The sequence below is a fragment of the Pseudomonas sp. LBUM1645 genome, from assembly GCF_059716185.1.
The window spans coordinates 3,000,801-3,013,382 of the sequence record NZ_CP166811.1 but is presented as its reverse complement, the minus strand read 5'-3'; the positions used below and the strand labels follow the sequence as shown (position 1 = coordinate 3,013,382).

The window sequence follows — 12,582 nt, the reverse complement described above, 5'->3', positions numbered from 1 at the left end:
AGGACGCGTTGAGCATCACCCGCGATTGGCGCGTTGGATGACCTGCGGTGGTTGGCCAAAAGCACGGATAAACGCCCGACGCATGCGCTCGCGATCGCCAAAACCGGTATCGGTTGCCACCACGTCGATGGGGTGCCGACCGGTTTCCATCATCAGTCGCGCCGCTTCCACCCGCAGGTTTTCGATGGCTTTAGCCGGTGACTGCCCGGTTTCGGCATGGAACACGCGGCTGAACTGCCGAGGGCTGAGGTTGGCGGCACTGGCCAGTTCCTCGACCGACAGCGCGGACTTCAGGTTCTGCTTGGCATAGGCCAACGCGGCCTGGATGCGATCGGTCTTGGGCTCCAGTTCGAGCATCACCGAAAACTGCGACTGCCCTCCCGCGCGTCGGTGGTACACCACCAATTGCCGAGCCACCCGCCGCGCCACTTCCGCGCCCAGGTCGCTTTCAACCAGGGCCAGTGCCAGATCGACACAAGCACTCATGCCCGCAGCCGTCCAGATGTTGCCGTCGTTGATGAAGATCCGGTCTTCCTCGACCTTCACCTTCGGGTACGCCTTCTGCAGCGCCGGGGCATGGCACCAGTGAGTGGTCGCGCGGCGGCCATCGAGCAAACCGGCCTCGGCCAGCGCAATGGCGCCGGTGCAGATCGAGCCCAGACGCCGGGTGGTCCGGCTGGCGTTGCGTAAAAACGCCACCATGCCCGGTGATACCGGACGGATCAGGTTGTCGCCCAGCACCAGCAACGTGTCGAACGAGCGCTGGTCGAACGCCGAGGTTTCCACGCCAAACCCGGCGGAGGTCTGCACCGTACCGCCGCGCTCGGACAGCAAGGCAATGTTGTACGCCGGTTCGTCGGTGGCCATGTTGGCCAACTCGAACGTGGCGCACATGGCCAGGCCCAACACCTGAAACCCGGGGTAAACGATGAGTCCGATTGTGTGCATGGCGACTGCTTCTTTTGACCTTAAAGGTGGCATGACTGATTTTACCGCCACTGACTTTGCGCTAAACCCTCTTATTGGGTCTATAAATAACTGTAATCAGTTGGCCGAAAACAAGAGGCACAGGCCATGGACAATAAGGATTCAGGCACTAATCTGGCCTTCTGGCTGCCAGGCAGTGCGGTCATCCTGAGTCTGGTGGTATCGATGTTCGCCCTCAACCGCGAACCGTTCCTTGAACCGCGGCCGATCGGCGCGCAGTTCCAGGCACAACTGCCCATCGAAGCCCGGTTATGGCAAGACCCTTTCGATGCAGTCGAGCGTTATCGCAAGAAGCTCACGGACAGCAAGAACCCGGATGCGGAGCATGTTTGCAGCCCGGATCTTTCTCCCCTGTCCGGAGACAAACCGGCGCCCGACATCATGGTGGCGCTGGTCGAAGGCGGCCCTTACGCCGACGAAGTCGAACGGCGCCGGCGCATTCGTTATGCGCTGCTGGCAGGGTTCAAGAATTCCCACCGAGTGCCGGATCAAGAGCAGTACATCCATTGTTTGAGACTCGTAGCCAACCTGTCGCTGGATACCCCGCAGAAAACCGCTTTCGTCGACGCGCCCTATGAAATATTCGTCTCCAGCCCCTTCGATCCGCCGACGGCACTTGAAGGGTCGCCACCACCGCCTGATCGAACGATCGTGTTCTGGTTCAAACAGGATGCGCTCGGCTCAACGCCGCTGCAGTTGCTCGAAACGTTACGCGACACCCTGAAAAATAAAATTGCTGCGGCATGCGCTCCGAAACCGTGTTCCGAGCCACCCGACACGGCTGTCCTGAAGGTCATCGGCCCTTCTACCTCAACCGTCCTGCGCGACATGTTCCAGGACCAGGACATCGGCCAGGCCACGCCGAAGGTCGAAATCTACTCACCGCTGGCCACTGCCGATAACGAGACGCTGGATCGCGGTTACCAGAAGCTGTCGCCGCCGCTGGCGAACAGACAATCCATGAAGTTGCTGCGCACCGTCAGCGACGACGGCACCATGACGCAACTGATGCTGGAGGAGCTGAAGTTGCGCCGTGTGGACCCGGCCGCGGGTGTGCGTTGCAGCGAAGGCAAGCTGCGACGGATCGGCTCACCATGCACCCGCGATCTGCGTCGCAGCGGCAATCGCATCGCGTTGATTTCCGAGTGGGACAGTTTCTACAGCCGCGCCCTGATCGAAAGCTTCAAGTCACAGGTTGCCAGGGATGCCCGCCTGGGCAGCGACGAAAAAAACCATAGGGATGTGGTCGATCAGTGGATTTTGCGCTTCAGCTATCTACGCGGCCTGGACGGGCGACTTCCGGAAGAATCCGCGAGCAACGATAAAACCGCCAGTACCGATCCCGGTAAAAATAAAGCCCCGACCCAACTTGATCTGAGTCCACTGGAGAAATCCGACGGCAACTCCCAGCTCGACTACCTGCGGCGCCTCGCCGACCATATCGCTAATGAGGACGCGGCCTATCGACGCAACGGCGAAAGCGGCATCGGTGCCATCGGCGTACTGGGCGTCGATGCCTACGACAAGCTCCTGGTGCTGCAAGCGCTGAAGAGTCGGATGCCGTACAAACTGTACTTTTCCACCGACCTCGATGCCCGCATGTTGCAACGGGGCCAGGCGCAAACCACGCGCAATCTGATTCTTGCCGCCCCCTACGGACTCACGCTGACCCGCGCCCTGCAGCAAGACGTGCCGCCGTTTCGCGACAGCCTGCAAAGCGCGGTGTTCATCTCGGTGCTGGCCGCGCTGGCGCCGCAATCCTACGACGCCAAGCGCGCGAAGTTCGACTATTCCAAATCGGAGCTGCTCTCGCCGGGCATCTATGAAGTGGGGATCAGCGGCTTCATTCCTCTGGCGAGCCGGCTGACCGCGTCACGCCCCGCTAATTGCGAAGCACCGACACAATCGCAGTCCGATCGAGGCGTACGTCCGCACGACCTGATGGCGCTGCGCTGCCTTCAGGACCCCTCACCGCCGCCCTACCCTGAACCCTCCAAATCAATTCGCGAGCGCTTCAAGCAAGCCCAATCATTTTTCTGGGCTGGGCCACTGACGATCACCCTGCTGATACTCGCCGGGTTCATCGTCTGGTGGCGCATAGAGGGCCCGAAAGATGACCATGACGCACGGCTGGCCTGGGTTCGCGGCGTGCCGATGACACTGTTTATGGTGGCGGCGGCCTGCGCATTCATCGCCACACGGTTCTGGCATGCGGAGTTTCTCTGGTTCACGTTCGTGCTGATATTGCTGGGTATCATCTCGTCGAACCTGACCCGGCGCACCGCAAGGCAACTGGCGATGGCCAAGGACTCGACAGCCAGCATGGACACTGGCTTATACGACTCCCGGGCGTGGTACATCGTGGTCCCTCTTGTCATGTTCATCCTCGCGCTGATGCTGGCGTACCAGATGCGCAGCACACTGACGGACAACGGACTGGGTGAGCCGATGTTCCTGTTTGAAGGCATCAGTGCCTGGCCCACCGTGGCACTGCGATTGCTGGCCGTGTTGATCTCCCTCTCGGCACTGGCATGGGGCTGGCGCAACCTGCGCATCAATCGGACCGAGATCGAAGCCACGTACCATTTGCGCCTGCACATGCGCAAATACGAGATGACGTTGTGGGGACAGGTCCGGCGCTTGATTCGCCGGGGCAAAGGCTGGACATTGCGTCGTTGGTGCAACGAGCTGGGGCATTGCCTGCTGAAGATTTTCTTCCCGTTAATGACCGCCAGCGAAGAATGGTCAAAGTCCTGCGCACCGGCACAGGCCGCTTGCACGGACGGTCGCAAGATGATCGTCATTGCACGCTTCTGGGGTGAGCACTGCGTCTGCGGCTCCTTCGGCGCCCGAATGCTGCGGGCCATGCTCGCCACGTGGGTTTACGTCGTGGTCACCAGCGTGCTGTTTGTCATCTGGCCCATGGAAGGCATGCCCGTTCGCGGCACATCGATGTGGTGGATGATGAGCTGGCTGATCCCCACCCTGACGTTCCAGGTGCTGGTGTTCTGGGTCGTGGATGCCAACCTGCTGCTGTCGCGATTCATCCGCCATCTCAGCGAGCATCATGCGATCTGGCCTGGCACCTTGCAGATGGAGCACAAGAAAACCTTTGGCATGCTCAAGCATCCGTGTATCGACGAGTGGGTGGATTTGCAGTTGATCGCCAAGCGCACTTCGGCCGTCAACCGTCTGATCTATGCACCGACGGTGGTCATGTTGATCCTGTTGGCATCGCGCAGCAGTCTGTTCGATAACTGGCCGACACCGCCCGGCCTGATGATTTCGTACCTGCTGACAGCGCTGGTGCTGCTCGTCTCCGCGCTGTCGCTGCGGCGTGCAGCGGAAAAAGCTCGTACGGTTGCATTGCAACGACTCGACGCCTACCTGCTGCAAACGCCCGAAACGACGCCTTGCTACACCAAGTTCAAGATGATCCGCGAGCGGGTTGCGACGTTCAATACCGGCTCGTTCTCACGCTACGCCGACGACCCGTTGATCAGGGCGCTGCTGCTGTCGCTGACCGGTATCGGCGGCTCGGCCATTGTCGATGCGCTGAACTATGCGAAGTTCTAGCAGCAACGCGTATTACATTTTCCACGGCCGAAGCGGGCCTCCTGACGCTCACGGAAAAACGCCGAATAGGTCATGACCGGCTCGCCGGGATGATTGAGCGCCATTTGCGCAACGTAGTTATCGTAATCGGGCACGCCGACCATTAAACGCGCGCTCTGGCTGAGGAACTTCGCGACATGCTGCAGTTTGCGGTACATGGCAAATCTCTCTATGCGTGTGGGATTGGCCCATGAAAGCGCACTGATGTATCTGCAATGTGTCAGCACCGGGGCGCTTTGTATGTTCAAGTATCAAGCGCATCGATGCTCAACACCCGGCTCGTTCTCACGCTAGGCTGAAGAGTAACGACATCGTGAAAGGAGGCGTTTGAGATGCAACTCATCACGTTGAAAATCGACAAGCCGGAAGCAACAAACTTCATTTTCGGTCAGACCCACTTCATCAAGTCCGTCGAGGACATCCACGAAGCGTTGGTCAATGCCGTGCCAGGTATCCGCTTTGGCGTGGCCTTTTGCGAAGCCTCCGGTAACTGCCTGGTGCGCTGGTCTGGCACCGATACCGCCATGATCGAACTGGCCCGGAGCAATGCCCAAGCCATCGGCGCAGGCCATAGCTTCATCATTTTCCTCGACGATGGCTTCTATCCCGTAAACGTGTTGAACGCCGTCAAAATGGTTCCAGAGGTGTGCCGCATTTTTTGTGCAACGGCTAATCCGACTGAAGTGATTCTCGCCGAGACGGACCAAGGACGAGCGATTCTGGGCGTCGTGGATGGCTTCTGTGCCCGCGGCATTGAAGGCGAGGAAGACATCCTGTGGCGCAAGAACCTGTTGCGGCAGATCGGCTACAAGCTTTGAGCTCGATCCGTTAACCAGGCGCTGAATGAGCAGGGTTGGCTGACGTCAACTCACGGCCAGGAGCGGACCTTCACAAATCTTCGTCTACAATTCGAAGCCATGATGGTGGCATTTTCTAATTCGGGTTCTTACAGGCTTTGGCTCGGCGAATATTCGGGCATGGGGCCACAAAAAAGGAGCACCGCCATGCAGGAGCGCCTGATGCCTGTCTCGTTCTACGAAGACACGGTAGTTCTGGTTGGTCAGGGGGCTGATCCGTTTGTAGCTATGAAGCCGATCGTCACAAATATGGGACTGGACTGGAATACGCAGTTCCGAAAACTGGGGGAGAAATTTAACTCAGCCATGGTTGAAATGACCACAACTGGCGGTGATGGCAAGCAATACAGAATGACCTGTCTCCCCCTTCGCAAGCTTCCGGCCTGGCTCTTCTCAATCAGCCCGAACAACGTAAAACCCGAATTTCGCGCCAAGATCATTCGTTACCAGGAAGAATGCGACGACGTGTTGTGGGACTACTGGACCAAGGGCAGCACTTCTCGCTCTGAATCGCCCAATGTTGCTCAACTTATAGCCCTCTCACGCCATCGGGTTGCACTGCTCAAAGAATTGAGTCGTACCTGCGACAACGCCATCCGCACTGCGATCCATGAGCAACTTGCACTCGCTTCCCACCAGTTAGGATTGTCAGTCCCCGACCTGACCAGCATCGGGACTCGGACACCGGCACCCGCCGATATTTTGATCGAGTTTTGGAGTGCGCTAGAGCTCCTGGACAGCAAGGGTGTGCGCTACAACCACTGCACCCCATCGAAGGGTTTTATCTACTTGCAGCTTCCCCACCTCGCACAGCTATTCAAAAAACACAACATTCAGGTCAAGTTCACACGCGAACTACGTCAAGCGATGAAAGAATCCAAGCAGCCTCGTTATGTGAGCAACACTACTCAACACAGCGTAATGGAACATATTTCATTGAAATGCTGGGTATTTGAGGGGCCCATTCGCCGTGAGCGAGAGGTTTTTGAGGCCCGCCAGAAACATCCAGTCAGGCAAAATACAGCCTGACTAAATGTACATCAGCCGAACGACCCAGAAACGCCCGCTGAACGATTTAGCCAATCTGTTGCATCGACCGGTTGAATCCACAGCCAGGAGCTGCCGGTGGTCGTTGCATTTCGCTTGTCATCGGCGTTTGACTAAGCTGAACACAGCAGCGGCCATCAGCGGATCCGGATGGGTATCAAGACGGTAAATCACTAAGGAGACGACTATGTATGCGGTCATAAGAACCTACTCAGGTCCGGGTGCAAAGCAGCTTTTCGATGTCTTGGAAAAGCAAAAGGCTGACGTCGAAGCTGCCCTCCGGAAAGTGACTGGCCTCGCAAGCTACACACTGCTACCTCTCGCTGATGGTGGTATGTCGGTGACTGTTTGCACGGACAAGGCAGGCACCGATGAGAGCATGAAAGTCGCTCGCGACTGGATCCAGAAAAACGCCTCGCACATCCACGCGAACCCGCCGGTCGTCACGGAAGGTCCGGTCATTGTGCAGATCAATTAGCGCGCCCCTTGCATACGCGTGAACATTTTTACCTGCTTGTGCAGCAGAAATCGCGAAGGAGTCTAATATTGAAATGCCATAGGTTGGTCCATCCCCTATCTGCGTAATGATGCGTGGGACCGTTGGCAACCAGGCGGCTTTGGAGCCAACACCGGACCGGTGTTGGCTAAATAGATTTCAACTTGGAGGGAACCATGAGCAATCTCATCGCCAGCGGCGAGCCACCTGAAGCCGTCCGCCTCATGGTCAAGGTTTACGCTTACTTGCTGCTCGCAGGATTTGCATTTGTTCCGGCCTATCTGATTGGCTACTTATACGTCTTTCAAGACCCCACTCTTATTTTCGAACACCACCTGTTCCATATAATTGCGATCACGGCAGCTACCTTGGCGGGCCTGTTTGTTACTTACGTAACGTGGCGCTGCTATCAGTCATCGGGAGATCCGCTGCTGCGATGGATGACGCTTGGTTTCCTCGGTTTTGTACTGATCTACGCGCTGCATGGTGCGTTCACCGGGCAAGCGCACCACAATATCTGGCTCTTCCTGCTTTATGGACCGGCCTCTCGACTGGTCATGTCGATTCTGCTGTTAGTCGGAATGCTGTCGTACCACCGCCCACCTGATGCCGCGGACCAACGAATGAAGGCCCGCCCGTGGTTGACCTGGATAGGACTGTTCCTGCTGGTTGACGTGGCAGTGGCGTACGTCGCGAATTCACCGATCGCCGGCAATATCGCGGTGCGCCTCTCGATGGAAGGTGGTGCCCTCATTCTTTCTACATTGACCGTGGTAATACTCCTGCTGCGCCGTATCCGTTCGCCGCTGATGATGATTTTTGTCATCTCGGTCACCGCGTTCGCGCTGTCATCGCTTGCCTTCATCCTTGCACGTCCGTGGAACCACATGTGGTGGCTCGCTCATGCGATCTTCGCCGGTGGATTCTTCATGTTGAGCTACGGGGTCGTGCAAGCGTTCCTCACCACGCGGTCGTTCTCGAAGATTTACAGCCAGGAGGAGCTGATGGTGCGGCTTGCCGAAGCGATGGCGTATACCGAGAGCGCCTTGCAGGAACTCCAGCGCACCAATCAAGAACTCGGGCACCTTGCGGCGACCGATCCACTGACTGGCGCTGATAATCGGCGTCGGTTCATGGAGCGGCTCGAAGTCGAAATGGGCCGGACCAAGCGCGGTGGTGAGCCGTTCTCCGTGTTGGCACTCGATCTGGATAATTTCAAGTCCATCAACGATCGCTTCGGGCATCAGGTTGGCGACGACATCCTGAAGGATTTCGTGGAGAAATGCCTCGATTCGATCCGGCCGTATGACGGCGTAGCCCGAGTGGGAGGGGAAGAATTCATGATTCTGCTACCTCAGACTTCACTTGAAGGCGCACACGTAATCGCCGAGCGTCTGCGAAGCACCGTTGCCAATAATTCCTTTCATGGCCTGCAGCGGTTAACCGTGGTCACCGTGAGCATCGGCGTATCGCAATCCGGCCGCGACGGCGACACTATCGAGGCCATTCTGCGTACAGCCGATCAACGCCTGTATCACGCTAAACACGAAGGCCGTAACCGTGTGGTCACGACCATCAAAACCAGCCTCCAATCGCTGTGAAAGCGTCGGCACCGATGCCCGGCTTTGCGCCACAGCATTGGGCGTAAGGCAAGGGGTGTTGATCGATTATAAATTCCTCCCCAGAAACGCGCGCAATGAAAATAACCGTACTAGGCTTTTGCAGGCGCCTTGAGTAGTAACAGTCCTATCGCTGGGTTAGTTGACCCCCTTGAACTGTCCATTGGCATGGTCTGGGGGGTGGTACTCACCGGGATCCTGGTCGTTGCGTACTTGATGTTTGAGTAGCAGCAACAAGGATCGTCTCTCGATAAGGAACGCCACCATGAAACGGCTCCCGCATCGCACCAGGTTTTACATTGCTTGCTCATTACTGATAGCGCTCAATAGTCTTGCCCAAGCCGCACAAACAGAAAAGCCCAACATCCTGTTTATCGTCTCCGATGACACTGGCTACGGTGACCTGGGGCCTTACGGTGGAGGTGTCGGTCGAGGCATGCCGACACCCAGCATTGATGAACTGGCCGCAGAAGGTACAACCTTTTACTCATTCTATGCCCAACCCAGCTGCACACCGGGCCGGGCTGCCATGCAAACCGGGCGCATCCCCAACCGCAGCGGCATGACAACCGTGGCTTTCCAGGGCCAAGGCGGCGGTTTGCCAGCGGCGGAATGGACGCTGGCCTCGATGCTCAAGACCGGTGGTTATGAAACCTATTTCACCGGCAAGTGGCACTTGGGCGAAGCCGACTATGCAATGCCCAATGCCCAAGGTTACGACGTCATGAAATACGTCGGCCTCTATCACCTCAATGCCTACACCTACGCCGATCCGGAGTGGTTCCCCGACATGGATCCGGACACCCGTGCAATGTTCGCCCAGGTAACCAAAGGCGCGCTTTCGGGTAAGGCCGGCGAAAAGCCTGTCGAAGAGTTCAAGATCAATGGTCAGTATGTTGATACGCCGGTGGTCGATGGCAAGCCAGGCGTGGTCGGGATTCCTTTCTTTGACAGTTATGTCGAGAAAGCTGCACTCGAATTCCTCGACACGGCCTCCAAATCGGACAAGCCATTCTTTATTAATATCAATTTCATGAAAGTGCACCAGCCGAACATGCCGGCACCGGAGTTCGTCCATAAGTCGATCTCCAAGTCCAAGTACGCCGACTCGGTGGTTGAACTCGATGCCCGCATTGGCCGCATCATGGCCAGGCTCAAGGCACTGGGGATGGATAAAAACACCTTGGTGGTTTACACCACGGACAACGGCGCCTGGCAGGACGTGTACCCGGATGCCGGTTACACGCCATTCCGTGGCACCAAAGGCACAGTACGTGAAGGTGGTAACCGGGTTCCGGCGATCATGGCCTGGCCAGGCAAAATCAAACCCAATGCGAAAAACCACGACATCCTCGGCGGCCTCGATCTGATGGCCACATTCGCCTCGGTTGCCGGAATAAAGCTGCCTGAGAAAGATCGCGAGGGTCAGCCCATTTATTTCGACAGTTACGACATGACCCCCGTAATACTCGGAACCGGCCCTGATCCGCGTAAAGAGTGGTTCTACTTTACCGAGAACGAGCTGTCGCCCGGCGCTGCCCGTGTTGGCAACTTCAAAGCCGTCTTCAACCTGCGCGGCGACGATGGTGCCCAAACTGGTGGCTTGGCCGTGGACACCAACCTGGGCTGGAAAGGTGCCACAAAATACGTGGCAACGGTGCCGCAGGTCTTCGATTTGCTACAAGATCCTCAGGAGCGTTACGACATCTTCATGAGCAACGTCACCGAGCGCACCTGGACGATGGTTCCCATCAGTCAGGCAATCAACAAGCTCATGCAGACCTATATCAAATACCCTCCACGCAAGATGCAAAGCATGACCTATGACGGGCCGATCGAACTGTCCAAATACCAGAAATTCCAGTCGATTCGAGAAGAATTGCAGAAGGAGGGGATTCACCTGCCGATGCCCGCCGGTAATTAGTACTTTTGCAGTGACTTGCGCACATCGCTGTATGTGTTGCCCCCAGGATTTCGGTATCCGAGACGACGGCAAGCGATACGCTACATTTTCCTGGCTCCGCTGCGACACCTGAGTTGCCAATACCTGTCTCCTGATCTGGAGGTACCCAATGAGCGATAGCACCGAACTCACGACCTTCACCGGCTGGGCCGCAACGGCGGCCGGCGCTCCACTGGAGCGCTATAGCTACGATCCCGGTCCATTGGGGGACGAGGAAGTGGAAATCGCCGTGGAATATTGCGGCGTCTGCCACTCCGACCAGTCGCTGATCGATAACGATTGGGGCATTAGCCAATACCCCTTTATCCCCGGCCACGAGGTGGTCGGCAATATTGTGCGAGTGGGCGCGCAGGTACGCGGCCTCGTAGTGGGACAACGGGTGGGCATTGGTTGGTACAAGGGCAGTTGCATGCATTGCTCCTCGTGTATCGGCGGCGCCCACCATCTATGCGGCACAGTCCAGCCCACCATCATCGGCAGCAACGGCGGCTTCGCCGACCGCCTGCGTTCGCACTGGGCCTGGGCCCTTCCAATACCGGGCGGACTTGACCCGGCCATGGCCGGGCCACTGTTCTGCGCCGGCTCGACGGTGTTCAACCCGCTGATGGAATTCGACGTCAAGCCCACTGACCGGGTCGGTGTGGTGGGCATCGGCGGCCTCGGTCATCTGGCACTGCGCTTCCTTAACGCCTGGGGCTGCGAAGTCACGGCCTTTACCTCGTCGTTGAGCAAACAGGACGAAGCCAGACGCCTGGGTGCGCACAACGTAGTCGCCTCGACCGACAGCGATGCGCTGAAATCCATTGCCGGCACACTGGATTTTCTCTTGGTCACCGCCAACGCCGACCTTGACTGGCCGGCCATGCTTGGAACCCTGCGCGGCAAGGGGCGTCTGCATTTTGTTGGCGTAGTGCCCACCGCAATTCCAGTGCACGTGTTCGACCTGATCCCCCAACAAAAGAGCTTGTCTGCCTCGCCGGTCGGCTCGCCCGGTACCACGGCGACCATGCTGGAATTCTGCGCACGGCATCAGATCCTGCCGCAGGTCGAGCACTTTCCCATGAGCCGGGTCAACGAAGCCATCGACCATCTACGCAGTGGCAAGGCGCGTTACCGCGTCGTGCTGGACGCCAGCAAATGACCGACCGGCGCGTCGGGTAACGCCGCACGCGCCTTCATTTGCCGCTATTACAGCAGCCCCCTTCACCGGCTCGAGGTTGGGAACAAGGTTGCAGCCTTTGCTACTTGAACGGCGCTGGCAAAAAACGCCCCCCTACTTCGCCGACCCACCACGCGGTTTATAAAACAGAAACATCGAAGTCTCGGTGGTCTTGATGTATTTCCTGGCCCAAACGGGTTTCACATTCCGGTCGTGGAAATACATCGCGCCGTGGGTTCGGTCTTTCAGTTGCTTGTTGAGCGCCTTGCGCGCGATTTCCTTGGCAATCGCGTATTGGGTTTCTTCCTGGACCTGATCCGAGCGGCCGTCACACCACCACGAAAACTGACAATTCTTGGTTTCAGAACCCTGCTTGACCACGGCGCATACCGTGTCCGGAAAGCCCTCATGGCCCAGGCGGTTCATGACGACGCTGGCGACGGCTTCCATGTCGGCGGACGATTTTCCTTTGGATTCCCAATAGATGGAGCGGGCCAGACAGGTGATTGCATCGTCCATGGGCGACTGACCGGCCGGATCGACCGCCTGAGCCTCGGATGTCGTGATGGTTTCGGACCTGGGCACCGGCACATCGGTGCCCTTCTCCGCGGCTTTCTGCTCAAGGACCTCGGCCTTGTCCTCAGCCACTTCCTTTTTTTGCTCCTGTTCAGACGCGATGGCCTGGCCGGCGAGAAGGGTTATTGCGAAGCAGATGGCTATCCAGATAACTCGCATGATCGACCCTTCGGACGGAACCGGGAGCACGCCGCACTGGCGACTTTGCTTGATTGTAGTTGCCAAAATTCATTCCAGCAGACGGACAAAAAAACTGTCTTCGG

10 protein-coding genes are annotated in these 12,582 nt (G+C 57.7%); 7 read left to right on the top strand and 3 right to left on the bottom strand.

The window, feature by feature from the left end; genetic code table 11:
- Nucleotides 1-15: 15 nt before the first annotated feature.
- On the bottom strand, nt 16-948 hold the full coding sequence (locus ACA079_RS13565; RefSeq protein ID WP_497703896.1) for a GlxA family transcriptional regulator: 933 nt from the start codon (nt 946-948) through the stop codon (nt 16-18).
- Between the two features lie 126 nt (nt 949-1,074).
- On the opposite strand from ACA079_RS13565, the gene ACA079_RS13560 reads away from it, so the two are divergent.
- The gene (locus ACA079_RS13560; RefSeq protein WP_497703895.1) at nt 1,075-4,563 is read left to right on the top strand and encodes a hypothetical protein; all 3,489 of its coding nucleotides are present in this window, start codon (nt 1,075-1,077) and stop codon (nt 4,561-4,563) included.
- Here ACA079_RS13560 and ACA079_RS13555 read toward each other — a convergent pair.
- Nucleotides 4,560-4,760 carry a YbdD/YjiX family protein gene (locus ACA079_RS13555; protein WP_497703894.1) on the bottom strand — a complete coding sequence of 67 codons (201 nt, stop codon included), beginning with the start codon at nt 4,758-4,760 and terminating at the stop codon, nt 4,560-4,562. The two genes, ACA079_RS13560 and ACA079_RS13555, sit on opposite strands and share 4 nt — an antisense overlap.
- Before the next feature lie 174 nt (nt 4,761-4,934).
- Here ACA079_RS13555 and ACA079_RS13550 point away from each other — a divergent pair, with 174 nt between their 5' ends.
- From ACA079_RS13550 to ahr, 6 genes are all read left to right on the top strand, one after another.
- Nucleotides 4,935-5,420, top strand: a complete 486-nt coding sequence (locus ACA079_RS13550) for an adenosine-specific kinase (protein WP_497703893.1) — start codon at nt 4,935-4,937, stop codon at nt 5,418-5,420.
- A gap of 186 nt (nt 5,421-5,606) precedes the next feature.
- The gene (locus tag ACA079_RS13545; RefSeq protein ID WP_497703892.1) at nt 5,607-6,488 is read left to right on the top strand and encodes a phage antirepressor N-terminal domain-containing protein; all 882 of its coding nucleotides are present in this window, start codon (nt 5,607-5,609) and stop codon (nt 6,486-6,488) included.
- 205 nt (nt 6,489-6,693) lie between these two features.
- Entirely contained in the window at nt 6,694-6,984 is a 291-nt protein-coding gene (locus ACA079_RS13540; RefSeq protein ID WP_497703891.1) for a hypothetical protein, read from the top strand.
- 194 nt (nt 6,985-7,178) lie between these two features.
- On the top strand, nt 7,179-8,603 hold the full coding sequence (locus ACA079_RS13535; protein ID WP_497703890.1) for a GGDEF domain-containing protein: 1,425 nt from the start codon (nt 7,179-7,181) through the stop codon (nt 8,601-8,603).
- 283 nt (nt 8,604-8,886) lie between these two features.
- The gene (locus tag ACA079_RS13530) at nt 8,887-10,545 is read left to right on the top strand and encodes an arylsulfatase (RefSeq protein ID WP_497703889.1); all 1,659 of its coding nucleotides are present in this window, start codon (nt 8,887-8,889) and stop codon (nt 10,543-10,545) included.
- Between the two features lie 148 nt (nt 10,546-10,693).
- On the top strand, nt 10,694-11,725 hold the full coding sequence (ahr, locus tag ACA079_RS13525) for an NADPH-dependent aldehyde reductase Ahr (protein WP_497703888.1): 1,032 nt from the start codon (nt 10,694-10,696) through the stop codon (nt 11,723-11,725).
- Between the two features lie 132 nt (nt 11,726-11,857).
- Here the strand turns inward: ahr and ACA079_RS13520 are convergent, their stop codons facing one another.
- Nucleotides 11,858-12,478, bottom strand: a complete 621-nt coding sequence (locus ACA079_RS13520) for a cell wall hydrolase (RefSeq protein WP_497703887.1) — start codon at nt 12,476-12,478, stop codon at nt 11,858-11,860.
- Nucleotides 12,479-12,582: the final 104 nt, after the last annotated feature.

What these genes read in the sequence shown, in the direction of transcription:
- ACA079_RS13565 (WP_497703896.1), bottom strand. Translation starts at nt 948, where the DNA reads ATGCACACAATCGGACTCATCGTTTACCCCGGGTTTCAGGTGTTGGGC.
- ACA079_RS13560 (WP_497703895.1), top strand. Translation starts at nt 1,075, where the DNA reads ATGGACAATAAGGATTCAGGCACTAATCTGGCCTTCTGGCTGCCAGGC.
- ACA079_RS13555 (WP_497703894.1), bottom strand. Translation starts at nt 4,760, where the DNA reads ATGTACCGCAAACTGCAGCATGTCGCGAAGTTCCTCAGCCAGAGCGCG.
- ACA079_RS13550 (WP_497703893.1), top strand. Translation starts at nt 4,935, where the DNA reads ATGCAACTCATCACGTTGAAAATCGACAAGCCGGAAGCAACAAACTTC.
- ACA079_RS13545 (WP_497703892.1), top strand. Translation starts at nt 5,607, where the DNA reads ATGCAGGAGCGCCTGATGCCTGTCTCGTTCTACGAAGACACGGTAGTT.
- ACA079_RS13540 (WP_497703891.1), top strand. Translation starts at nt 6,694, where the DNA reads ATGTATGCGGTCATAAGAACCTACTCAGGTCCGGGTGCAAAGCAGCTT.
- ACA079_RS13535 (WP_497703890.1), top strand. Translation starts at nt 7,179, where the DNA reads ATGAGCAATCTCATCGCCAGCGGCGAGCCACCTGAAGCCGTCCGCCTC.
- ACA079_RS13530 (WP_497703889.1), top strand. Translation starts at nt 8,887, where the DNA reads ATGAAACGGCTCCCGCATCGCACCAGGTTTTACATTGCTTGCTCATTA.
- ahr (WP_497703888.1), top strand. Translation starts at nt 10,694, where the DNA reads ATGAGCGATAGCACCGAACTCACGACCTTCACCGGCTGGGCCGCAACG.
- ACA079_RS13520 (WP_497703887.1), bottom strand. Translation starts at nt 12,478, where the DNA reads ATGCGAGTTATCTGGATAGCCATCTGCTTCGCAATAACCCTTCTCGCC.